Source organism: Ornithinimicrobium carbonis (assembly GCF_977012275.1).
Genome location: NZ_OZ348993.1, coordinates 2,871,678 through 2,895,120, shown reverse-complemented (window position 1 = coordinate 2,895,120; position 23,443 = coordinate 2,871,678). Strand labels below are relative to the sequence as shown.

Here is a 23,443-nt window from a genome sequence, read left to right as displayed (position 1 = left end):
GTCACCGCCCCCCGAGCTGGTGCAGGGCGGTCTCCGACTCCGGGCGCCGGTCCGGTGCGGTCGGGTCGGCCGCAGGCGGCGCGGTGCCACCGCCCTCCTCGACGTCACCGGCGGCGTCAGCGCGGGCGCGCGCCTCCTGGACGGCCCAGAACACGGCCTCCGGAGTGGCCGGGATGGCCAGGTCCACGCTCGTGCCCTCCGGACCGAAGGCCGCGCACGCCTGGCGCAGCGCCTCACGGGTGGCGAGGGCCAGCATGAGCGGCGGCTCCCCCACCGCCTTCGACCCGTAGACCGCGCCGTCCTCGTGCGCCCGCTCGAGCAGGCTGACGCGGAAGTCCTGCGGCATCTCCGCGAAGCTCGGCAGCTTGTAGGTGCTGGCGCTCCGCGTGAGCAGCCGCCCGCGGTCATGCCCGTCGCCCTCGTCCCAGCGCAGGTCCTCCAGCGTCAGCCACCCGGCCCCCTGGACGTAGCCGCCCTCGATCTGCCCGATGTCGACCAGCGGCGACAGGCTGTCGCCGACGTCGTGGACGATGTCCACCCGCAGCGTCCGGTAGGCGCCGGTGAAGCCGTCGACCTCGACCTCGGCCGCCGCGACCCCGTGGGCGAAGTACTTGAACGGGCTGCCCTGCATGACGCCGGAGTCCCAGTGCAGGCCCTCCGTCCGGTAGTAGCCGGCGGCGAAGAGCTGGACGCGCGCGAAGTAGGCGGAGCGGACGACCTCCTCCCACGGGAGCGTCTGCGCGACCCCCAGCCCGGACACGACACCGTCGACGAACCGCACGTCGGGCGCGGGCACGCCGAGCCGCTGCGCAGCGACCTGGGCCAGCCGGGCGGTGATCTGCTCGCAGGCGTCCTTCACGGCGCCGCCGTTGAGGTCGGCCCCGGACGAGGCGGCCGTCGCGGAGGTGTTGGGCACCTTGTCGGTGCGCGTGGGCGCCAGGCGCACCGTCTCCAGCGGGACCCCGAGGCTGGTCGCGGCCACCTGCAGCATCTTCGTGTGCAGCCCCTGGCCCATCTCCGTGCCGCCGTGGTTGACCAGCACCGACCCGTCCTTGTAGACGTGCACCAGCGCCCCCGCCTGGTTGAACGCGGTGAGGTTGAAGGAGATCCCGAACTTCACCGGGGTGATCGCCACGGCCCGCTTGGCGTGCTCGTGCCCGGCGTTGAACCGGGCGATCTCCGCGCGCCGCCGCTCGAGCTCGCCGCTCTCGGTGACCTGGTCCCAGGCCCGGTGCACCCGTCCGGCCTGGGTGATGACCTGTCCGTAGGGCGTGCGCTGGCCGTCCGCGTAGAAGTTGCGTCGGCGCAGCTCGTGCGGCTCGATGCCGAGCAGCGGTGCGCACCGCCCCAGGACGTCCTCGACGACGAGCATCCCCTGCGGTCCGCCGAACCCGCGGAAGGCTGTCTGGGAGGTCTTGTGGGTCCGCGCGACCCGACCGGTCACGCGGACGTCGGGGATCCAGTAGTTGTTGTCGACGTGGCACAGGGCCCGGGCGAGCACGGGCTCGGACAGGTCCAGGCACCACCCGCCGTCGGAGGTCAGCGTCGCCTCGAGCGCCTCGAGCCGCCCGTCCTCGGCGAGACCCACCCGCCAGGTCGCGTGGAAGCCGTGCCTCTTGCCCGTCATGGTGAGGTCCTGGGTCCGGGTGAGCCGCACCCGGACCGGACGTCGGGTCAGCACGGCACCCAGGGCGGCGACCGCGGCATACCCGTGCGGTTGCATCTCCTTACCGCCGAAGCCGCCGCCCATGCGCAGGCACTGGACCGTGACCTCGTGCGCGGACAGCCCCAGCACCTGGGCCACGATCGCCTGCGTCTCGCTCGGGTGCTGCGTGCTGCTCTGCACGAACAGCCGGCCGTCCTCCTCGACCGTCGCCAGCGCCGCCTGCGTCTCGAGGGCGAAGTGCTCCTGGCCGGACATCTCCAGCTCGCCGGAGAACACGTGGGCCGCGCGCGCCAGGCCGGCCTCGACGTCGCCGCGCCGGACCGTGGGCTGGGCGCCCTGGAAGTTCTCGGCCGCGATGGCCTCGGCCAGGGTGACGACCGACGGCAGCGGCTCGTAGTCGACCTCGACCGCCGCAGCGCCCCGCCGGGCGGCCTCGAGGCTCTCCCCGAGCACCCAGCAGACCGCGTGCCCGTGGAAGCAGACCTCGGTCGGGAAGAGCGGTTCGTCATCTTTCACGCCGGCGTCGTTGACCCCGGGGACGTCCGCCGCGGTGAGGACCCGGACCACCCCGGGGACGGCGGAGGCCGGCTCCGCCCGCAGGCCGGTGACCCGGGCGTGGGCATGGGGAGCCTGCACGGGCCAGGCGTGCAGGACGTCCTTGGTCCGGGGCGTGAGGTCGTCGGTGTAGAGCGCCCTGCCCGTGACGTGCAGGACGGCGGACTCGTGGGGCACGCTCCGCCCCACGACGGCCCGGGCGGGGCGCTCGGAGAGGGAGGTCACGACCCGTCCTCCCCCGCACGGGGGTGGTCGGCGTGGAGCCTGAGCAGCGCACCGCCGAGCATGGCGCTGCGGTAGCGGGCGCTGGCCCGGTGGTCGGACAGGGGCGTGCCCTCCGAGGCGAGCACGCCGGCGGCCGCGTCGACGGTGGCGCGCGTCCACGGCATACCCTCCAGCGCCTGCTCGGTCCGCAGGGCACGGAGGGGGGTCGCCGCTACGCCGCCGAGTCCGATCCGGGCCCGGGCGACGGTGCCGTCGACCACGTCCAGGGCCAGGGCGACGGCGACGCTGGAGATGTCGTCGAGGCGGCGCTTGGCGACCTTGTGGAAGGCCGCGGTAGGGGCGGGCGGCAGCGGGACGCGGACCTCACGGATGATCTCGCCCGGGGTGCGCACGCTCTGTCGGTAGCCGGTGAAGTAGGCGGCCAGCGGCACCACGCGGTCCCCGTCCGGCCCGGCGAGCACGAGCGAGGCCTCCAGGGCCAGCAGCACGGGGGCCGCGTCGCCGACCGGGGAGGCGGTGCCCAGGTTGCCGCCCAGCGTGGCCGCGTTGCGGACCAGGCGGGAGGCGAACAGGGGCAGGAGCTGGGCCAGGAGCGGGACCCGGCCGTCGAGACGGCGTTCGATCTCGCTGAGGCTCAGCGCGGCCCCGATCCGGACCTCCTCGTCGGTGTGCTCCAGGGCGCGCAGCTCCGGGAGCCGGTCGACGGCGAGGAGGAACGAGGGCCGGGCGCCCCCGAGGGTGAGGTCCACACCCACGTCGGTCGAGCCGGCCAGCAGCACCGCGTCCTGGTGGTCGGCGAGCAGCTGCACCGCCTCGGCCAGGTCCCTCGGGCGCACGATCTCGGCGCCGTCGGACACCAGCCGGGTATGGCGTGGGCGCGGCGCAGGACGCTCGCGCCGCTCGGCGAGGGGGTCGGGCGTCGTCGGCCGGCCCAGGGCGTGGGCGGCGTCGCGGACGGGTCGGTAGCCGGTGCAGCGGCACAGATTGCCCGACAGGGCCTGCAGGTCGAACCCGTCCGGCCCGTGCTCCTCGTCCGGGCCGAGCGTGCGGGCGTCGGCAGCGCCATGGCGGTCGGGCCGGTAGTACTCGGCCGCCATGGCGCAGACGAAACCCGGGGTGCAGTAGCCGCACTGGGACCCGCCCCGGTCGGCCAGCTCCTGCTGGACCGGGTGGAGGTGGTCGGGGGTGCCCAGCCCCTCGGCCGTGACCACCTCCTGCCCGTCCAGGGCGGCCACGGGGACGAGGCAGGAGACGATCGCGTCCCACCGGGTGGGGGTCCTCGTCCCGGTGTCGGGCCGGGCGACCAGGACGGCGCAGGCGCCGCACTCCCCCTCCGCGCAGCCCTCCTTGGCACCGGTGAGCCCGCGGTCCCGCAGCCAGTCGAGCGTGGTGGTGTGGGGCGTCGCACCGGCCAGGGGCACGGACGTGCCGTTGACCGTGAGGGAGGGGGCGGGCGTCTGCGCGGTCGCCGGGCGCGACGTGGGCGTCATACCCGACGATCCTAGCGACCGCGGTGGGCCCGGCGCGGTCTTGTGCACCATGCCCGGGGGTGCGACCGTGTCGGGGACCCCCCCAGCTCTCGACCGCGGCTCCCCGTCACCCTGCCAGACCGAAAGAACGCCCCCGATGCGTCATACCCCCGCCTTCCTCATGACCGATCCCGCCGAGGTCGAGCGTCTGGTCCGCAGGCACCCCTGAGCCACCTTCGTCTCCGCCGCCAGCACCGGCCTGGTCGCCTCCCACTACCCCGTGCTGGTCGAGGAGGGCCGTGGGGACCTCTCGATCGTCAGCCACTTCGGCCGCCCCGACGAGACCCTGCACGAGCTCGGGCAGCACGAGATCCTCGTCATCGTCCAGGGCCCGCACGACTACGTCTCCCCCAGCTGGTACCCGCCCGGCGAGGTCATCCCCACCTGGAACCACGTCACCGCCCACCTGTACGGCACCCCCGAGATCCTGACCGAGGAGGAGAACTACGCCGTCCTGCGCCACCTGACCGACCACTTCGAGCGGCACCACCCGGGTGGCCGCAGCCTGAGCGAGGACGAGCACGGCACGCGTACCGCCGCCAGGGGCACCGTCGGGCTGCGCCTGCGGGTCGAACGCCTCGAGGCCCGGGCCAAGCTCAGCCAGAACAAGCAGCCGGGCGTCGTCGAGAACGTGATCGCCCACCTGGAGCGACGCAACCCCGACCTCGCCGAGGAGATGCGCCGGATCCGTCCCCCGACCGAGGGGGACCTGATCTAGGTACGGGGCCGGTCTGCCGTCGCTGCGTCCGACACCGGTCCGCAGCCCTCCCGGACCCGGCGGCCCGTCGGTCGGGCTACCGCCGCGAGGGCGGGGCCTCGTCGTCGGGTCCAGGGTCGGCCGGGCCGGACAGCCCGGGCAGCACGGCCTGTCCCTCCCGCAGTGCCTGCATGGCTCCGGGGTGCCGGCCGATCAGCGCATGACCCTTCCGGCGGTAGCGCACCAGCTGCAGGGCCCCCAGCGCCCAGAAGGGGAACTGCACCGCCATCGCGACCCGGAAGTCGGCCAGCTCGTACGTCGCGGGGCCGCCCGGAGCCCGTAGGTCCAGGACCAGCCCGATGAGTCCGATCGTCAGCAGGGAAGCGACGAACCCGCCGATGTTGATCATCCCGTTGGCCCGGCCGTAGCGCTCCGAGGGGTGGAAGGTGCGGGCCAGGTCGAAGCTGACCATGGAGCCGGGACCACCGACGGCCGTGACCATGACCATCAGGACCAGCAGCCAGAGCGGGGCCGGACCCGGCCACAGCAGGACCACCGCCCAGACGGTGGCGATGGCGGTGACCAGGACCAGGACCAGGGTGGAGCGGTGGTAGGGGATCCGGCTCGTCAGCAGACCGACCACGGGGCCGGCGACCATCGCGGTCACCGTCATCAGGATGAGCATCCCGCTGGCGAGCGTCGACTCCAGACCCTGCGCGATCAGGAACGGGTAGCCCCACAGCATGGTGAAGACCGTGGGTCCGAACTGGGAGGAGAAGTGGACCCAGAGCCCCAGCCTGGTCCCGGGGTTGCCCCACACCTCGGCCATGGTCCGTGCCAGGGCACGCATCTTGATGCGCTCGACGGCCTCGCCGGTGTACGGCGAGTCACGCACGACGATGACCAGGGCGATACCCAGCACGACACCGACCCCGGCAGCGATGCCGTAGGACCAGGTCCAGCCGAACCGGGCCAGCGCCGCCGCCAGCGGAGTGGCTGCGGCGACCGCCCCGAGCTGGCCGACCATGCTGGTCAGCTGCGTGACCATCGGGGCCTGCTTGACGTGGAACCACAGGGCGATCAGCCGCAGGAGACTGGTGAAGACCATGGCGTCCCCGCACCCCAGGAGGACGCGGGCGGCGACGCCGGCCTCGAAGGTCCCGGCGAGGGCGAACCAGAACTGGCCCGCGGTCATCAGCGTCAGACCGACCAGCAGAAGCAGCTTCGAGCCGTACCGGTCGATGAGCACGCCGACCGGGATCTGCATGGCCGCGTAGACCGCCAGCTGCAGCACCGTGAAGGTCGACAGCTGGGCGGCGGTGATGTCGAACCGCTCGGCGGCGATGATCCCTGCCACGGACAGCGACGTCCGGTGGAAGACCGCGAGGGTGTAGACGGACAGGCCGACCAGCCAGATCGCCCAGGCGCGCCGACGCCCGATGTTGTGCACCTGTCGCCGGAGCTCAGTACCCATCCGCGCCGCCCATGCCCGTCCGTCTCCGGCCCAGCTCGATCAACGGGTGCGCCGCCGCGTCGGTGGCGTGGGGTTCATGCCGAGGGCATCGACAGAACCTGCTCGTCGTCGCAGGTCAGAGGGCATGAAGAACCATCCCGTCTCGACGTCGGACCCAGTCAGCTGACCGTATCGTAGGTGCACGGCCAGGTTGGCGGCCCTGAACGTCGCCGTCCCACCATGGCGTGCCCTTCCCCGACGGTCAGGTGCGTGCCGACGCCGGCCCCGACACTTGACGTCGTGCCCGCGACGGGTGTGGCACGAGGCACGAACGTCTGGGCTGCTCGCTCCACTCCCAGCCGCTGTCGGACGGCCCTCCCGTCACGGGCGGACATCACGCCTCCCCGATGTGCGCTTCGTTCCCTCCTTGGTTCCAGCGGATCGCCCTGCTCGACGACGGACCGGACGGAGACCACCTCCGCGCGCGGCTGCGCGGTGCGGACCTGGCGGCGCCGAACCTGATCGACCTGGAGGTCGTGTCGGTGTGGCGCGGTCTCGCGCGGGGCGGCGAGCTGGACGCTCATCGTGTCGTCCGTCGCCCTGGACGACCTCCGCACACTGCCGCTGCAGCGGGTCGATCGCGGGGCCCTGCTCATGAGGCGCCGGCCGTGCCGCCGGTCGGGGTGGTCTGCGATGGCACGGGACTACCCTTCGAGCCTCTTGACGATGCGTTGAACGGTGAGCCAGCTGCGTGTGGTGATGTCTTTGCCATAGGTCCGTTCCAGCCAGGCCATGAAGCCCGACGTCTGGTTGGCGTCGCTGTTGTCGGTGATCGCCAGGACGACGCGGGCGGCCCCGTCGTAACGGACGACCTCTGTGCGCAGGCCGGGCTGGGCGGGGATGTGCTCCGGGGTTGTCGCGGCGTCCTTGAGGAAGGTCGCCGTCACGTAGGTGTCGTGCCCATGCGTCACTCCGGGAAAGGGGTCGCTGTCAAGGAGCACGCGCAGTTCGCTGTGGGAGCGGATGATCGCGCGGTTGGCCAGGCCGAGGTCGTCAGCGAGCGCGTCCTCGATCCGTTGCTCGAGCAGGTGCGCGTCGGCGTCAGGACTGCGGAAGACGATGTTGCCGCTGGACAGCACCGAGGCCACGTCTGCGAAGCCGAGCCGCTCGAACACGCCGCGCAACTTGTCGTTCGTCATGTTCGTACCGCTCGGCGCGATCCCCCGCAGAAGCGCAGCGTACTGAGGCACCCGGGCAACGGTAGCAAGAGGCAGGGTCGGAGGGGTGCGACCTGATGCGGCCACCGGGGCAGGACCGTGGGTACCGGTCGCCGAGCAGGTTCGACGATGCCTGCGCATCGACGGCGGTGACCGCGCCGAGGCGCTGCGGGGGGATGCTCTCCTGGTCGAGGTCACCTCTGGATCGGCCGACTCCCGTGACCTGGCGCGAGCCTGTGCCGCACGACTGCAGGCGCGCGGGGATGGGACGGCGACACCGACCTGGCCGGACGCTCGCGGCGGGGTGGTCGATGGCCCCCAGCCACTGATGGGGCCGTTCCGTTCGGATGTGGAGGAGCTCGCCGGCGTGCGCGAGGGCGACCCCACCCACGGGGGCGGGCGAGTCGACCTGATCACGGGGCAGGTCTGGCCACAGGCCGTGTACGACGATTCCGCACGGATGAGAGCGACGAAGAAGACGAGACAGCCGGCTCGAGGTGGTTGTGGGTCGCCCCGGTCGGCTCACGATCGGGCTACCGCGACATGGAAGTCTTCATCGCGGCAGTCGGCCAAGCCTCTTAGGCGGGGAACACGCCGCTGGAGAGGTACCGGTCGCCGCGGTCGCAGACCACGAAGACGATCGTCGCCCCCTCGACATCCTCGGCCACCTGCAGGGCGGTCCAGCAAGCGCCGCCCGCGGAGACACCACCGAAGACGCCCTCCTCGCGGGCCAACCGGCGGGCCGTCTCCTCGGCGTCGTTCTGGGTGACCTCCACGGTCCGGTCCACCGCTGACGGATCGAAGATCTTCGGCACGTACTCCGGTGGCCAGGCCCGGATCCCGGGGATCTTCGCGCCCTCCGCGGGCTGTGCCCCGACGATCTGGACACCGGGGTTGCGCGACTTCAGGAACCGCGAGACCCCGGTGATCGTGCCGGTGGTTCCCATCGCGGACACGAAGTGCGTGATCCGTCCCTCGGTCTGGCGCCACAGCTCCGGGCCCGTGCCGTTCTCGTGGGCACGGGGGTTGTCCGGGTTGCCGAACTGGTCCAGGACCCGGCCTCTACCCTCCCGCTCCATCCGCGTCACGACGTCGCGGGCCTCTTCCATGCCGCCCTCTGCCGAGGTGAGGACCAGGTCGGCTCCGTACGCCTCCATCGTCTGGATCCGCTCGGTGGAGGCGTTCTCGGGAATCACGATGACCAGCGGGTAGCCGCTGATCGCCGCCGCCATCGCCAAACCGATCCCGGTGTTGCCGGACGTGGCTTCCATCAGGGTGTCGCCGGGGGAGATCTCCCCTCGCGCCTCGGCGCCCCGGATCATGCTGATCGCCGGCCGGTCCTTGACCGAGCCGGCCGGGTTGTTCCCCTCCAGCTTGGCGAGCAGCACGTTGCCGCGGCGTTCGTTCGCCGGCCCCGGAAGGCGCTGCAGACGCACCAGCGGGGTGCCGCCGATGACGTCCTCCATCGTGAGGTACGGCCCAGAGTTGCTCACCCGCCGGAGTCTAGCGGCGGCAACCGCCGAAGAATCGCGCCGACTGATCGACTCCACACATCGCCCCCGCGACGATGACCCACGCATCGCCCCCGCGAGGATGAGGCTGGCCGGGAGAACGTACACACCCGCTCGAGGGCGTCAGGAGTGGCCGCCGTCGCGGACAGGCGGTCCTTCACGGACCTGAGTGCGCTTGCCGCGTGCACGGTCATAGCCACACGCGTAGCCGCATCTCGTCGCAGCGCCCTATCGCGGGTCGTCCACCGTGCCCGCACGTCGCTGAGGCGCCACGCACGGCAGATGGGCGTTCACCCAGGCCCAGTCGATCCGCTCCTGCTCCAGCCGCACGCGCTCGGCGAACGTGTCGGAGACCAGGTCGGCATATAGCCCGGCCTCGGGCTGGGTGAGCCGATCAAGGCGCGCCGACGTCGGGCTCGGCTCCCGTCCCCAGCGATCGCGATGCTCCAGCAGGGTCTGCCGGTCCATCAGTACGGAGCGTGTCTGCGGCAACCAGGCGCGCAACCGATCCAGGATCGCGAACCCGTGGGTGTCGAGGTCACCCCAGTAGTGCACCTGGGTCTGCCGAAGCCACGGAAGCGCACCCGCTCGGTCGACTTCGAAGCCCTTGCCCCAGATGACTACACCGTCGTCGGGGACGGGCACGCTGAGATAGCTGATCTCGTTCTCGACGATCATCGCCGAACGCACGCTCACCTGGGCCTGAGCCGCCTCCTCCACGCGCAGCACCGCCTCGGAGAACTCCCCTGCCAGTCCCAACGTCGGGTCCATCCGCAACCGGACCAGTTCTGGCTTGGTCCGCAGCCCCAAGGCGGTCACAAATCCTGCCGAGGTCGAAGGGACCTCGAGCAGGTGCGCCAGCACGGAGCGGTGCCGTTCGATGAACTTCGTGTCGACACCCGGGGCGTCGACCTCCCGCAGGTAGCGCCCGCTCCCCCGCGCCGCCAGGAGCCAGCGGTAGGCCTGCATCAACCGATCCCAGGACGCTCCGAACTGCAGAGCCTTGAGCGGGTTGGCCCCCACCCAATGACGCAGCACCGGCTCTTGGGCCAGCAGGGCCAGGATCTGGTCGAGCTGACGTACCTCGGTCGTCACGCCCAGCAGCGCCCACGCCTGCCCGTAGGACCGCACCACCGCCCGACCGGGCAACTCGTTGCGACCGATGACGCGACCGCCGACCTCCTCATAGGTCACGTGGTAGTACGCCCCTCCTTTGGATCCCGCAGCGAGGGCGGCCGCCCAGTCCTGAACAGCTCCGAGATCGTCACCGATCTCCGAAGCACGAGGGCGGCGCAAAGGCACGTCGATCACGGGGAAGGGCTCCCCCGCCGCGTAGCACCGCAGCAGGGTGCCGTCGTCCCAGCGACGTCGCACGGGGGTCCGGACATCGGCTGCCGTGGACCATCTCCTCGTCACACGAACTCACCCTCCACGGCCATCCCTGCGAAGATCCGGGCCGGTCGGCCGCCCACCAACGGCGATCTCATCCGCGCGCTCCGGCCAGTGCCTCCTGGACCTGCTTGGTCCGGACCTCCCGGAACTCCTCGATCGTGAGCGTCTGGAGCCTCGAGTAGCTGCCGGTGGGATTGTCGACGAAACCGATCGCCTGCACGTAGGGCTCGATGACGTGCACCTTCTGCAGCGGGGTCACGATGAGCAGCTGCAGTCCCAGCTTGGCGAACAGGTCGAGCGCGTAGCGGGTGGACACGTCCGAACCGCGCCCGAAAGCCTCGTCGATCACCGCGAACCGGAAGTCCCGCGCGCGCTCGGCACCCCACTCCAGCCCGAACTGGTAGGCCAGCGAGGCGGCCAGGATCGTGTAGGCGAGCTTTTCCTTCTGCCCGCCGGACTTGCCGTCAGAGTCGCGGTAGTGCTCCCACTCCTGATCGGTCTCGCGGTCGCGCTCGGAGGCGGAGAAGGTGAACCAGTTGCGCACGTCGGTGACCCGCCGCGTCCACGCACGGTCCGACTCGGCGTGTCCCTCGCGCCCGCGGAACCGCTCGATGAGGCGTTCGACGTCGAGGAACCGCTGCTCGGAGTACTGGTCGCCCTCCGGCCCGAGCGTGTCGTCGGTGGCCTTGCGCAGGTCGGTCCGGAAGGCCTGGATCTCGGTGTTGACCGTGCGCTCGCTCTCCAGCCGGATGTAGCGGCCCTCGTTGTAAGGGATCGCACCGAGGGCCTCGTTGATCCGGTCGACCCGGCCGTGGATCTCGTCGGACTGCCGCCGCAGCCAGCTGTTGAACTGCGCCAGCTCGCGGATCGTGTTGGTGTTGAGCTGACGCTTGAACTCCTCCTCGAAGCGCGGGAGGTCGTCGTCGGCCACCCGCTGGTAGAGGGCCAGGTAGTCGGCTCGGGCCTCGATGCTGACGTCCATCTCGGTCGTCGCCTCGGGCCAGCGGCGCCGCACATCTCCCATGTACTGCAGCAGGCTCTGCGTGTAGCCGCCGATCTCGCGGCCGATCCGGTCGATGAGGACCTGCAGGTCGGCCGTGAGCACCTCCTGGGCAGGCCCGCACGAGTCGGCGTCGCGCGGCAGGTCGGCACCGAGCCGTTCCTCCAGGGCTTCGTACGACATGCGCGCCCGGGCCAGGTCATCCTGCTGCTGCGAGGTCACGAACCGCTCGTCCCGGTCGCGCGAGCTCTCGGCCCGGTCGATCCGCTCCTGCAGCACCCGCATGTCGCCGGTGAGCCGTGAGAGCGTCTCCCCCAGCTCGCCGGACTCCCGGTCGTTCTCCTCCAGCCGGCGGGTGATCTCGGAGAGCTCGGAGGACCCGGAGACGAGCCGTTGCCGCTCCTGCTCGTCGGTCCCGGCCCGCGCCTCGGCCCCGGCCCAGTCCAGCTCCTCCCAGGAGCCGTATGCCGACAGCTGGCTGAGGGCCGCCAGCCGGGCCGCGAGGGCGGTCACCTCCGCCTGGACCTCGGTCGTGCGTGCCTCGAGAGGCTCGATCTCCCGCTGGAGACCGATCAGCTGCTCGGTGAGGGCCTCGACCTTGCGCTCGTTGGCCCAGCCGAGGACCCAGGAGCGGGCGTCGTCGACGCGGGAACGGTCGTCCTTCTCGTGGCGGTCGCCGGAACGCACCTGACCTTGCGCGGTGACGGCCCGGTGCTCCCGGCGGAACTCCTCCATGGTCTCGACGCAGCGATGGTCGGCACGACGGGTGAGCTGGTCGCGCAGGTAGTCGTGAAAGGGGCCGGCGGAAGCCTCGACCGTGTCCGCGAGCAGCAGCGCACCGGGCACGTCGACGTGCTGCAGCCGGACCCGCCGGGCGGGAACCCGCTCGTAGACGAGACGGGTACCGGTGACACGGCCGTCACCTCGGCGGTGCGTCAGCCGGTGGGAGTCGACCCAGGCTGAGACAGCGTCGTAGTGCTGCTGCGGCACAAGCAGGGAGAGGGCGAAGCCGCGCAGGACCCGCTCCGCGGCGCCGCGCCACCGGCTGAGTTCCTCACGCACGTCGAGGAGCTCTCCGGCGAAGGGCAGCTCGGCCTCGTCCAGCCCGAGCGTCCGGCACAGCTGCGCGCGGACGTCGAGCTGGCTGCTGGGCACGTTGCTGCTGCGACCAGCCAGGCTGGCCAGCTCGGTGCGAATCCGCTCGGCCTCCCTGAGCAGGTCGACCTTCTGGGTATGCAGGGTGGTGCGCTCGTCGTCGAGGTGCTCACGCCGACGGGCCAGCTCGGAGGAAAGCTGCTCGGCGCGGGCCAGCGTCGCCGTGAAGCCGGCGCCGTCGGTGACCGGGTCGAACTCCGCGACGCGGACCGCCGTGTCGAAGCGGGCCCAGCGCTCACGCCGCTGGCCGGCCTCGTCCCGTGCGGCCGCGATGGAGCGCTCGAGCTCGGCTACCCGGTTGCCGCCCGCACGTGCGCGTGCCTCGATGAGGTCAACCTTGGTGCGGCCGACGTCCTGCTGCCGCTGCCTGACCCGCTCGACCTGCCCGGCCACCGCGTCGCGCTCGGCGGTGTTGGCATCGATCTCCGCAGCCAGCAGGTCGATCCGCCGCTCGGCGATGAACATGCGCACGGCCTCCCGCTGAGCCTCGGCATCGTTGCGCCGCGCGGTGGCATCGTCGAACTTGCCGCTGCTGGCCACGAGCGGCTGGAGGGCCTCGAGCTGCTCACGGGCCCGCTTCACCGCGTCGTGCGCCTTCGTGAGGTCCTCGAAGTGGCCCACGATCTCGGCGACCCGCTGGGCCGCGTCGGCGGGCTCCAGCATGTGGTGACGGACGAACTCGTTGAGGTTGCCGACCGACTTCATGGACACCGTCTGGTGGAAGAGCTCCATCGCCTGCACGGACCGGATGCCGAGGAGCCGACGGACCCGTTCGCCGTAGCGTGGGAAGTCGTCGTGCAGGTCCGCCCCGCCGGCGCGAAGCCGGCGGCGCAGGTCGTTGAGCGAGCTGCCGAAGTCGACGAAGTCCGGCTCGATGGCCAGCTCGCGCCCCGCAGTGACGTAGAAACGGTATGGCTGGCCGGAGCTGTCACGCTGCTGGAAGACCTGCGCGAGGGTGATCGTCTCATCCTGTCCCTCGTTGGCGAAGACGGCCAGGATCACCGAGTAGGAACGGCTGTCGCGCAGGCCGATCGCCCGGGAGGCTCCTGTGGCCTCGACCCGCTCGGACTTGTAGTGCCCCTCGACGTAGCTGCGCAGCGTCCGCTCGCGTGACTCGGCGCCTGCTGCCTTGTTGTAGGAGATGCGGTGGGCCGGCAGCAGCAGCGTGGTCATCGCGTCGACCAGCGTGGACTTGCCGCTGCCGATGTCGCCCGTGAGCAGAGCGGTGTCGCCTGCGGGCGTCATCCGCCAGACCCGCTTGTCGAAGGTGCCCCAGTTGAGGACCTCCAGGCGGTGCAGGCGGTACCCGGCGCGGCCGGTCGGCGCAACTTCCACTGCCGAGAACAATGCGTCAGTCATCGTGACCACCCGGGGCAGTGCCGGCATACTCCTGCAGCTTGCCGGCGAAGTCGCCCAGCGTCTGGGCGTCGACGTAGGCCTTCAGAATGCGTCGCACCTCCCACTGGTCGGGCTGGCGAGGAAGCTGGCGCAGGAAGCCCAGTTCGCCAACCTTGCGGATCGTGGTGTCGACCTGATCGATCACGCGTGCCTCGTTGCTCGACTCCGGCAGGAACAGGCGCAGCGCGTCGATCATCTGGTCTCGGGTCAGCACCAGCTTGCCTTCGCTTCCGGAGGCTTCGAACTCCACGAGCCGCTTGCGCAGCAGGACGATCAGGAGGCTCACGTTGTAGGTGAGGCTGCGACGACGAACCAGCCGGGGCAAAGGCTCCTCCGCGTCGTCCTCGTCCGCGTTGCGCAGGTATGCATAACCCTCTACGTCGTCGACGACGAGCTGGACACCGATCGTGCTGAAGTGGTCGCGCACCGCTGCGGCGTGACGTGCCAGCGTGGACCAGCCGTCCTCGTCGGCCTCGCGATAGACGACGCCGCGCATCAGTCGGATGATCGCGGCAGCGACGGCCTGCTCCTCGGGTGTCCTCATCGTCGTCTCACCGTCACGCGAGGGAGACGCGCCCGACGTCGACCGGTGCTGTCGGCATACTCGATGACGCTCTCCTGGGTCTCGTCCATGACGACCTCGAGGTCGTCGTCGCTCAGCGCGAGGTAGCCCACGATCTCCGCAGCGCCCTGCTCGACGGGGTAGAAGTCCACGATGTCCTCCAGCAGCACCGTGCTGGCAGGCGGCACGATCGAGCGGATGTGGTCGGCCAGCCGGGCCTGGTCGACGAAGGTCTGGCCGAGCAGGACAGACAGGTCGACCTGGGCCTCAGCCTGAAGGTCCAGCACACTGTCCACCTCGGCGACCGGGCGCGCGTCATAGAGCGGTCGCTCGAACGGGAGGGAGATCTCGACGCCGGGCACGTCGACGACCAGCCCGAAGGGCGGTGGGGACTCGCGGCGGACCAGAGCGGCTGCCTCGACCGACCGGACCAGGTCGAGGACCCGCCGGTTCTCGAGCCACAGCTGATCGTCGAGGAAGCGGCGCAGCTGCTCGGAGATCTGCCGCACCGTCCGCTGGGTGCGCTCGGCGGCATCGGACCAGTCGTGGTGGATGGTGCGCAGCCGCCGGTCCGGGTCGACCTCCCCCAGGGACTGCACCCTGGTGAGCAGTTCGGACAACTCGTCCTGCCGGGTCTCGGAGAGCAACAGATCGTAGAACGCCTGAAAGCTGCGCCCCTGGTCGGAAGACGTGATGTCGGCCCGGCTGCCGACCAGTTCGGTGAGCAACTCTCCCTTGCCGCCCTGCCAGGAAGCGATCTGTTCACGCGCGCCGCGGTCGAGGGCGCGGAAGTTCTCCTCCACCTCGCGAAAGTCGGACAGGAGCTCTTTGGCAGTACCGGCGAACTGCTGGTAACGCTCACGGAGCGCCGTCGAGTCGAGCAGCACCACCTCGCCCGCCTCGGCGCGCTCGATCTCGGTGTCGAGCTCCTCCCGGCGGCGGTGGAGGTCGGCCAGACGGGCGTCGGGGTCGCGTTCCGCGCCCTGGGCGATCTGGCGTAGCAGGTGAAAGACCGTCTCCAGGCGGGAGGCGGTGCCGACGAAGGAGCGGGCGCGCAGCCCGGTCACCCAGGCGTAGGCCTTCTCCAGGTCGCTGGTGGCCTCATAGTGCACCTCGTCCGACCCGTGCGGGTAGAACCTGCGCAGCCACCCCGCATCAGTAGCCGCCCACTCCTGCAGGTAGTCCGCGGCCGCTCGCGGATAGCGCGGGCGGTCCGGCACGGCGAGGTTGAGCGCATACAGCTGATCGTCCAGGGCCGCCGCCAGCTCGGTCGCGCTCACCGCCCCGTGGGTTTGCTCGACAAAGTAGCGGCCGAGGAAGGACAGCACGAGAGCCGCATTTCCGGCACGCAACAAGCGCCACGAGGGATGCCCATCCCGCAGCAACTCGATCTCGTCGTGCTCCACGTTCAGCCCGTCCGTCGTCCTCGGTGCTCTGCTGTCGGACGTCAGCCTAAGGATGAGCACCGACAGAGCCAGAACCGGGCCTCGCCGGCACAACGGATTCCTACCCCCCGAACCACCTCAGCGCAAGGCGACCCGCTCCACGCAGGCCTGGCGCTTATGTGTGCGGCTCATTGGCTCTCTGCGGCATCGTCGCGGTCGAGGCACCGACCACGTGGGGGTTAACGTCGCCGACAGGGAAGGCCGACCGCGTCTCCGCAGTTCACAGGCCTGTGTGGTGTCCGGAGGGGGACTTGCCCACATGGGACACACACCCTGGACATCCAGATCGGAGCGTAACCGCAGGTCAGAGGGGCATGCAAGGCACACCTCTCTCGACGGCACTCGGGTGAACCCGCGCCCCGGACCGACGTCATGCCATGACGGGCGGGAGTCCCTCACTCCCCCGTCCGCTCCCCAGTGACCCGTCGCTCCATGGCAGGACGTCACGACCCCCTGAGGTACCTGGCTTGGGAACGCACAGGTGCGTTACATCGCTGTCACGCCGATGTGCGCGCTCTTGTTGGATGGCATACCCATGCACTCATGGGGATGTCTATACCGTTGGTGGAGCGTCGGTCACAGAGCGAACCGTTGGCGGCCGACAGGACGCGTACACGCCCGGCGGTCACCTCGCACCCCGGTCTGGACCTCCTCGGCCGTGTCCCACTCAGCACCCCTTGACCGGGCTTCTTCTCGGGCGGGTCTTATCGGACACCCGAACAGGGATGCACTCGCTGACCTGCATCATTCCCGTTCAAGGTTCCTTAATCGGAACGGCGGCGCTGGAGTATCTGGGGTTCGCCAGCTTGCTGCATCGCCAGCTTGACAGCGCCAAGGTGCCGTAGAGAGGCCGAGCTCTAGCTCGTCAGGGACCCGGCGACGCGCCGCGCTACTGACCCCCGCCCGCCCGGCTGGCGGCGTCTTCGCGTTGCGGGCGGTGTCGTTCAGTCGCGGGAGATGCGAAGGGCGACCCAGAGCCCGCACCTTCGGCAGATGTAGGCCGGTTCGCTACCCAGTGCGTGGAGCGACCTGCGTGGCCGCAGGCGGCCGCAGCACGAGCATCGCTGCTGGGTGTCATCGACCATGTCGCGATGGTGCCACGGGCCCGTGACCCTCGGGGGTTACAGGTAGCGGCAGACGTCTTCGGGGGAGCAGGTGGCCGGGTCGCCGGCGGCGGCGTCCTCGCGCAGGTCGGCGATCTTGGCGCGGAGCTGCGCGAGCTCGGCGAGCTGCCGGTCGATCACCTCGAGGCGGGTGTCGAGCAGGTCGGTGACGTGCTGGCAGGGGGCCTGCCCCCGGTCGCGGATGTCCAGCACCTGGCCGATCTGCGCCAGGGTCAGCCCGGCGGCTTGCCCCCGGCCGATGAAGTCGAGCCGGTCGAGCACGTCGAGCCCGTAGTCCCGGTACCCCGCCGGGGTCCGGTCCGCGGCGGGCAGCAGCCCGAATTCCTCGTAGTACCGCAGGGTCTTGGTTGTCGTGCCTGACGCCTGGGCCACCTCACCGATCCGCATGCCACTCATTCTGCCTTGACCTTCCAGTGCCCTGGAAGGTCGATCCTGAGGGCGATGAAGGAGGAGCTCATGACGGCAACGGCAAAGGGCGGGTCGTATGACCTGGCGGTGATCGGGTCCGGTGGGGCGGCGTTCGCGGCCGCGATCCGCGCCACCAGCCTGGGCAAGCGGGTGGTGATGATCGAGCGGGGCACCGTCGGTGGTACCTGCGTGAACACCGGGTGTGTGCCCTCCAAGGCCCTGCTCGCGGCCGCCGAGGCCCGCCACGTCACACTCGACACCGCCCGGTTCCCCGGCCTGCCGGTCCCCGGCGTCGGGCCGGTGGAGATGCCCGCCCTGGTCGCCGGTAAGGATGAGCTCGTCGGATCGCTGCGCGGCGAGAAGTACGTGGACCTGGCTACCGAGTACGGATGGGACCTCCTGCCCGGGGAGGCCACGTTCGTCGGCACGCCGACCGAGCCGGCGCTGCGCGTCACCGGCCCGGGCGGCACGGTGAAGAGGGTCCGCGCCGCGCGCTACCTCATTGCCACCGGCTCCACGCCCTGGGTGCCGCCGGTCCCCGGTCTCCAGGAGGCCGGTTACCTGACCTCGACCACCGCGATGGAGCTGGACCACGTCCCAGAATCGCTGCTGGTCATCGGCGGCGGCTATGTCGCCATGGAGCAGGCCCAGCTCTTCGCCCGGCTCGGCGCCCGGGTCACCATGCTGGTCCGCTCCCGCCTGGCGTCCCACGAAGAACCCGAGGCCGCCACCGCCCTGCAGGAGATCTTCGCCGACGAAGGCATCCAGATCATCCGCGGGGCGGTGCCCACCGCGGTCCGCCGCGACCAGGCCGCCGGCGAGGTCGCGGTCACCGCCACCACCGCCGGCGGCGGCTCACAGGAGCTCCGGGGCGCTGAGGTTCTCGTCGCCACCGGGCGCCGCCCGGTCATCGGCACCCTCGGCCTCGACACCGTCGACGTGCGCACCGGCGACCACGGCGCGGTGGTCGTCGACAATCACCTGCGAACCACAAACACGCGCATCTGGGCTGCCGGTGACGTCACCGCCCACCCGCAGTTTGTGTACGTCGCCGCGGCCCACGGCACCATCGTCGCCGACAACGCCCTCACCGGCGCCGGCCGTGAGGTCGACTACCGCCACCTGCCCCGGGTCGTGTTCACCAGCCCCGCCCTGGCCACCGTCGGGATGACCGGCCAGCAGGCCTCCGCCACCGGGATCCGCTACGACAGCCGCGTCCTGTCCCTCGCGCACGTCCCACGCGCGATCGTCAACCGCGACACCCGCGGGCTCATCAAGATGGTCACCGACGCCGACACCGGACGCATCATCGGCATCACCGCCCTCGCCCAGGACGCCGGCGACCTCGCCGCCGCCGGCGTCTACATCCTCGACGCCGGCATGACCACCGACCAGGTCGCCAACCTCTGGAGCCCCTACCTGACCATGGCCGAAGGCCTCAAGCTCACCGCCCAGGCCTTCACCACCGACATCACCAAACTCTCCTGCTGCGCGGCATGAAACCCGCGTATAGGGATCCCCTTGCGGACACATCGTCAGACAGACGCGCGGCCAGACGTGCTGGCCGAACCGACCCTCAGTCGAACCGCCGCAGGCCATCTCGACAGAGACCTCTGACTGCATAACTATGCACTCACTGGGAGACCTCTCAAACGTCCCCATCTGCCGCTGGTCGTTCTCACCCTGAGGGGGCAGATGGAGATGCGGGGGCTGAGTAGGCAGGTCGTCGTTGACGGGCGACCGAGCTTGCGCCGGTCGCGAAGTGCGGGGTCAAGGTGTGGCTTCGAAGCCGGTGTAGCGCATGAGTCTGGCGGGCACGCCGGCTACGACCGCGTTGGCCGGGACATCCTTGGTCACGACTGCACCGGCGCCGACGATCGCGCCGTCGCCGATGGTCACGCCTGGGACGACCGTCACCGCTGCACCGAGCCACACCTTGTCCCCGATCGTGACCGGGGCCGGGCTCATGTCGGCCCGGCGAGCGGGGTCTACCCCGTGGTTGAGGGTGGTCAGGGTGGTGCCGTGGCCGATGAGGGTGCCGTGGCCGATGACGATGCCGCCTGTGTCCTGGAATCGGCAACCGCTGTTGATGAAGATGTCTTTGCCCAACGTCAGGTTCTTTCCGAACTCGCTGTAGAACGGTGGGAACACGACAACCGACTCGTCTACGGTCTTTCCGGTCAGCCGCGTGAGCAGGCCACGCACCTCTTCGGGGGTGCGGTAGCCGGTGTTGATCTCCGCGACCGTCCGCAGCGCCTCCTGGGCAGCGCCGTGCATAAACCGGTGCTCTTCTGAGCCGCCTTCGATCAGCGCGCCTCGGTTCACGTGGTCCAGGAATTCGTGCAGGTCCATCCTGGCGATCCTGCCACGCTGGTGCCGTGGACGCTCTCACCGGGCAGCCCGCCCAATCAGGCGCCGACGGGGTGGAAGCAGGCGGGCTGGCGCAGCACCGCCGACCCGGTTCTGGTTCGACAGGGCGCATGAGTTGCCGGTGGTGGCCCAAGGCTGTCGTCGGAGACGAGGGCTCGGTTGATGGCGAACAACGCGAACCCGGTGCCGTCCACGATCGTCGAGCAGATTGAGAAGGTGGGTGGACCCGCAGGCTCAGACCCGTGGTGGACGAAGGACGGCGACTCCGCCGAACTGCTGCTGCCCGACGCCGCAGTCGACTGGATCGAGGAATTCGCCAACCGGGAGTTACCACCGAAGCGCTGAAGCCTCCGGTCAGCGCACTCACTTGCCGCACCCCGTGGGCCCGCCGCTACGCTCGTCCCATGGCTCGTGGGGAGGCCGGCGGGGTCCTCGACGTCAGACTGCTCGGCAGGGTGGCCGTTCGCACCGCAGCAGGGTGGCGCGACGACTGGCCACGTCCGGCCGCCCGACGCCTGGTGGCCCTCCTGGCCCTCTCCCCCGCCCGGTCGGCCCCGCGGGAGGTGATCGCCGACCACCTGTTCGGCCATCTGCCGACGGACCGGGCCCTGCGCAACGTGTCCAAGGCGCTGAGCCAGGCACGGACCGTGGTCGGCCCCGGGGTGCTCCTGGGCGATTCCGTGACTGTCTGGATCGCAGGGACGGTGGAGGTGCGCACCGACCTCGCTCGCGACACCGAACTGGCGCAACGTGCCCTGGATTCTCCGCCGCCGAGTGCGGTCTGGCCAGAGCTGCGCGCCGTGCTGGCCCGGGCCGACCAGCTGCTGTCCGAGGACCTCTACGAGGACTGGGCTCAGGAGGAGCGGCGCGCCCACGGGGTACTGGCCAGGGAAACGGCGCTCGCGCTCGCCCGCAGCAGCGGGCGCGAGGCGGACTGGAGCCGGGTGCTGGCCGACGACCCGTGCGACGCCGAGGCCTGGGAGGCGGTGCTGACCGCCGCGGCCGCACGCGGCCCGGCCGAGCTCGACACCGCCTGGGCCGAGTGCCGGCTCGTCCATGCGCAGGAGCTGCGGCGGCCGCCCCCGCCCCCCTTGCGCCGCCTCGCGGAGGGCCGGGAGGAGCGCGGGGAACGCGCGGACGGACCCGACCTCACGGTCGGCCACGAGGCCGAGCTGGGGTGGCTCGCGGAACGGGTGCCGGCCGCGGCCCGGGGCGGGGAGAGCTGGTTGCTCCACGGGCCGGCGGGGATCGGCAAGACGCACCTGCTGCGAGGGGCGGCCCGTGACCTGCGCGACCAGGGGTGCCTCGTCCGGTGGGCCACCTGCGTGGCCGACGACAAGGGAGGACCTTTCACGCCACTGGTCTCGGCGCTGCGGCTCGGGCACACCGGATCCCGTCCCGTGATCGAGGCCCTGGAGCGGGGTCGCCCCGGCAGCCCGCAGGGCTGGTCCGCGGTCCGCCTGGCCGACGACGTCGCCGCCGTGCTCGACGCGTATGCCGAGCCGCTGGCCCTGGTCGTCGACGACGTGCACTGGGCAGACGCCGCGCTGCGGTCGCTGCTGTCCCGGCTCTGTACGCTCACGAACGGTCGGAGGTGGAGCCTGCTGCTGGCCGGCCGCAGCGACGAGAGCGACCACCCGCTGCCCACCGTGCCGTCGACCACCGCGACGTTGCGCATCACGCCGTTGACCTCCCGGGAGACCGCTCGCCTGGCACGCCGGCTGATCGACCAGGACCGCGCCACCGACCCGGTGGCCTCGGAGTCGGTCGTGCAGAGCCTGGTGGCCCGCAGCGGCGGCAACCCGTTCTTCCTGACCGAGCTGGCACGGGGCGCGGGCGGAGCCCCCGTGGTGGGAGGGGACATTCCGGAACGGATCCATGTCCTGCTGCGCCGGCGGCTGTCCCCGCTCAGCACCACCTCACGCCAGGTGCTGGAGGTGCTCACGCTGGCTGCCGAGCGAGCCACCGTCCCGCTGCTGGTACACGTCGTGGGTGAGCAGGAGGTGGACCGCGCTCTTGGCGAGCTGCGGTCGCACTCGCTGCTCGACCCCGTGTCTCCCGCCCCGCGGCCGGTCCATCCGCTGTTGCGCGAGGTGGTGGTCGCAGACCTGACGGCGGTGCGTGCCTGTGAGCTGCACGACCAGCTGGCGCACGCCCTGGGCCACCTCGCCGGGGAGACTGGGCGGCGTGACCTGGAGGAGGCCGCCGCCGGCCACACGCTCGCCGCCTGGACCGCATACCCGACCGGGGAGAGGGCGCCCGGCGCCGCCGCCGCCGGGTTGACCAGCGGTGGCCGCGTGCTGCGCGCCTTCGCCCCCGAGGCGGCCGCGAGGATCCTGGAGCAGGCCCTCGCGGCCTTCGCCGACAGCACTGCCGAGGCCAGGCGACACCTGAGGGCCGCTGCCGTGGACGGCTGGCTGGACCTGGGACGGTGCCGCCTGCTGCTCGGCGACCCGGAGGGTGCGGAACGGGCTCTGCGGGCAGGGCTGGGGCTGGCCGAGCAGCCGCTGGAGCGCGCGCGATGCTACCGCCGGCTGGCCGGCCTGCACTACCGCACCGGACGCATGGCGGAGACGGCCGGAGTGCTCGAGGTCGGCCTCCTGGCGGTGACCGACGAGCTGGCCCGCGCGGTGCTCGAGACCGAGCTGGGGTGGACACTGCACCGGCGCGGTCGCGCCCTGGAAGCGCTGCCGATCCTCGAGCGTGCCACCAGGGTGTTCGAGGACGGGGGCAGCTGGGACCTGGCGGCCTGGTCCCTCGACTACCTCGCCATGACCCACGTGGCTCTCGGGGCCCCGGAGCACGGCTTGACGCTCCTGGACCGGGCGCTCGCCCGGGACGGGGTGGGTGCCGACCACCACCGGCGCGGGGTCATCCTGATCCACCGAGGCCGGGTGCTCCTGCAACTGGGCAGCCTCGACGCGGCCCTGGGTGCCGTCGAGGAGGGCATCCGGATCCTCCGCCGCAGCCGGGACAGGTATGTGCTCAGCGTCGGCCTGCGCATCGCCGCCGACGTCCACGAGGCCCGCGGCGACCCGGCCGGTGCCGTCCGGGCCCGGACGGAGGAGCTGAACCTCCTCCGCGGCACGGCGAACCACCGGCACGCAGCCGTGGCGCAGGCGCACCTGGCCAGCCTCTACCGCAGGCTCGGACGCCCGGAGGAGGCCGACCGGGCCGCGCATGCCGCCCAGGACGCGGTGGAGCGGTCTGCCGACCCCGACGTGGCCGAGGAGGTGGCGCGACGCCTCGCCGACGGGAACACGGCGGGAACACCCGACTCCTAGCGTCCGGTCATCCGGCACCCGCCGGGAGACCGGAGGAGGAGTCTGATGAGCATCATCCAGGGGACACAGTCCGTCGAGGAGACCAGGCAGGTGCTGGAGGCCTACGCGGCCGAGCACGACACGTCGCTGATCGCGCCGGACGCGGTCTTCCACGACGTCGCCTCGGGGCAGGACTACGTCGGGCGTGAGGCCATCGCCGCGATGCTGCACCACGTCTACCACGTCGCCCTCCAGGCGCGGGCGGAGGTGGTGCGCACCACCGTGGGAGAGGGAACCGCGGTCCTCGAGGGGTTCGTCGTGGGCACGCACACCGGGGAGTTCGCCGGTGTAGCCGCGACGGGGCGGCAGGTGCGCGTCCCGCTGGTCGTCAGCTACCGCATCGCTGACGGCTACGTGCAGGAGGCCGACGTCTACCTCCTGGTGTCGAACTTCCTGCAGCAGGTCGCCTGACG

The 23,443-nt window shown here is 71.2% G+C and carries 15 protein-coding genes and 1 pseudogene; 5 read left to right on the top strand and 11 right to left on the bottom strand.

The features are described 5' to 3' along the window. Nucleotide 1: 1 nt before the first annotated feature. Together xdhB and ACWHYA_RS13235 are read right to left on the bottom strand one after the other, a co-directional pair. Nucleotides 2–2,446 (bottom strand): xanthine dehydrogenase molybdopterin binding subunit, encoded by a 2,445-nt coding sequence (gene xdhB / locus ACWHYA_RS13240; protein ID WP_425942523.1) that lies wholly within the window; start codon nt 2,444–2,446, stop codon nt 2–4. After that, a complete protein-coding gene (locus ACWHYA_RS13235) occupies nt 2,443–3,936 on the bottom strand; it encodes a xanthine dehydrogenase small subunit (RefSeq protein ID WP_425942522.1) in 1,494 nt (497 codons plus the stop codon). Before ACWHYA_RS13235 ends, xdhB begins: the two co-directional genes overlap by 4 nt. Before the next feature lie 220 nt (nt 3,937–4,156). Between ACWHYA_RS13235 and ACWHYA_RS13230 the strand changes: the two are divergent. Further along, nucleotides 4,157–4,693: pseudogene (locus ACWHYA_RS13230) on the top strand (FMN-binding negative transcriptional regulator); the annotation flags it as partial. 76 nt (nt 4,694–4,769) lie between these two features. On the opposite strand, the gene ACWHYA_RS13225 reads toward ACWHYA_RS13230, so the two are convergent. The 8 genes from ACWHYA_RS13225 to ACWHYA_RS13190 form a co-directional block, all read right to left on the bottom strand. Further along, nucleotides 4,770–6,146 carry an MFS transporter gene (locus tag ACWHYA_RS13225; protein ID WP_425942521.1) on the bottom strand — a complete coding sequence of 459 codons (1,377 nt, stop codon included), beginning with the start codon at nt 6,144–6,146 and terminating at the stop codon, nt 4,770–4,772. A gap of 683 nt (nt 6,147–6,829) precedes the next feature. Further along, nucleotides 6,830–7,375, bottom strand: coding sequence for a DUF1697 domain-containing protein (locus tag ACWHYA_RS13220; RefSeq protein WP_425942520.1), 546 nt, complete (start codon nt 7,373–7,375; stop codon nt 6,830–6,832). A gap of 545 nt (nt 7,376–7,920) precedes the next feature. After that, the gene (gene cysM, locus ACWHYA_RS13215) at nt 7,921–8,835 is read right to left on the bottom strand and encodes a cysteine synthase CysM (protein ID WP_425942519.1); all 915 of its coding nucleotides are present in this window, start codon (nt 8,833–8,835) and stop codon (nt 7,921–7,923) included. A gap of 246 nt (nt 8,836–9,081) precedes the next feature. After that, complete coding sequence (locus ACWHYA_RS13210) at nt 9,082–10,269, bottom strand: Wadjet anti-phage system protein JetD domain-containing protein (protein WP_425942518.1); 1,188 nt, start codon at nt 10,267–10,269, stop codon at nt 9,082–9,084. Between the two features lie 67 nt (nt 10,270–10,336). Further along, complete coding sequence (locus tag ACWHYA_RS13205; protein ID WP_425942517.1) at nt 10,337–13,759, bottom strand: ATP-binding protein; 3,423 nt, start codon at nt 13,757–13,759, stop codon at nt 10,337–10,339. Next, nucleotides 13,752–14,342, bottom strand: coding sequence for a DUF4194 domain-containing protein (locus ACWHYA_RS13200; protein WP_425942516.1), 591 nt, complete (start codon nt 14,340–14,342; stop codon nt 13,752–13,754). The genes ACWHYA_RS13205 and ACWHYA_RS13200 overlap by 8 nt, the downstream gene beginning before the upstream one ends. Then, nucleotides 14,339–15,766: a DUF3375 domain-containing protein gene (locus ACWHYA_RS13195; protein WP_425942515.1), complete on the bottom strand. Its 1,428-nt coding sequence runs from the start codon at nt 15,764–15,766 to the stop codon at nt 14,339–14,341. The genes ACWHYA_RS13200 and ACWHYA_RS13195 overlap by 4 nt, the downstream gene beginning before the upstream one ends. A gap of 1,160 nt (nt 15,767–16,926) precedes the next feature. After that, nucleotides 16,927–17,316, bottom strand: coding sequence for a heavy metal-responsive transcriptional regulator (locus ACWHYA_RS13190; protein ID WP_122263854.1), 390 nt, complete (start codon nt 17,314–17,316; stop codon nt 16,927–16,929). 69 nt (nt 17,317–17,385) lie between these two features. Here ACWHYA_RS13190 and merA point away from each other — a divergent pair, with 69 nt between their 5' ends. Further along, a complete protein-coding gene (gene merA / locus ACWHYA_RS13185) occupies nt 17,386–18,837 on the top strand; it encodes a mercury(II) reductase (protein WP_425942514.1) in 1,452 nt (483 codons plus the stop codon). Between the two features lie 270 nt (nt 18,838–19,107). Here the strand turns inward: merA and ACWHYA_RS13180 are convergent, their stop codons facing one another. Beyond that, nucleotides 19,108–19,689: a DapH/DapD/GlmU-related protein gene (locus tag ACWHYA_RS13180; RefSeq protein ID WP_425944347.1), complete on the bottom strand. Its 582-nt coding sequence runs from the start codon at nt 19,687–19,689 to the stop codon at nt 19,108–19,110. 180 nt (nt 19,690–19,869) lie between these two features. Here ACWHYA_RS13180 and ACWHYA_RS13175 point away from each other — a divergent pair, with 180 nt between their 5' ends. Genes ACWHYA_RS13175 through ACWHYA_RS13165 form a run of 3 tightly spaced genes read left to right on the top strand, consistent with a single transcriptional unit; the run spans nt 19,870 to nt 23,441 of the window. Continuing rightward, the gene (locus tag ACWHYA_RS13175; protein ID WP_425944345.1) at nt 19,870–20,052 is read left to right on the top strand and encodes a hypothetical protein; all 183 of its coding nucleotides are present in this window, start codon (nt 19,870–19,872) and stop codon (nt 20,050–20,052) included. Nucleotides 20,053–20,111: 59 nt separating this feature from the next. Continuing rightward, entirely contained in the window at nt 20,112–22,991 is a 2,880-nt protein-coding gene (locus tag ACWHYA_RS13170) for an ATP-binding protein (protein WP_425944343.1), read from the top strand. A 45-nt stretch (nt 22,992–23,036) separates the two neighbouring features. Next, entirely contained in the window at nt 23,037–23,441 is a 405-nt protein-coding gene (locus ACWHYA_RS13165; protein WP_425944341.1) for an ester cyclase, read from the top strand. Nucleotides 23,442–23,443: the final 2 nt, after the last annotated feature.

Coding starts and splice junctions, on each gene's coding strand:
- ACWHYA_RS13175 (WP_425944345.1), top strand. CDS start 19,870: ATGGCGAACAACGCGAACCCGGTGCCGTCCACGATCGTCGAGCAGATT.
- ACWHYA_RS13200 (WP_425942516.1), bottom strand. CDS start 14,342: ATGAGGACACCCGAGGAGCAGGCCGTCGCTGCCGCGATCATCCGACTG.
- ACWHYA_RS13170 (WP_425944343.1), top strand. CDS start 20,112: ATGGCTCGTGGGGAGGCCGGCGGGGTCCTCGACGTCAGACTGCTCGGC.
- merA (WP_425942514.1), top strand. CDS start 17,386: ATGACGGCAACGGCAAAGGGCGGGTCGTATGACCTGGCGGTGATCGGG.
- ACWHYA_RS13190 (WP_122263854.1), bottom strand. CDS start 17,316: ATGCGGATCGGTGAGGTGGCCCAGGCGTCAGGCACGACAACCAAGACC.
- ACWHYA_RS13165 (WP_425944341.1), top strand. CDS start 23,037: ATGAGCATCATCCAGGGGACACAGTCCGTCGAGGAGACCAGGCAGGTG.
- ACWHYA_RS13235 (WP_425942522.1), bottom strand. CDS start 3,936: ATGACGCCCACGTCGCGCCCGGCGACCGCGCAGACGCCCGCCCCCTCC.
- ACWHYA_RS13180 (WP_425944347.1), bottom strand. CDS start 19,689: ATGGACCTGCACGAATTCCTGGACCACGTGAACCGAGGCGCGCTGATC.
- ACWHYA_RS13205 (WP_425942517.1), bottom strand. CDS start 13,759: ATGACTGACGCATTGTTCTCGGCAGTGGAAGTTGCGCCGACCGGCCGC.
- ACWHYA_RS13225 (WP_425942521.1), bottom strand. CDS start 6,146: ATGGGTACTGAGCTCCGGCGACAGGTGCACAACATCGGGCGTCGGCGC.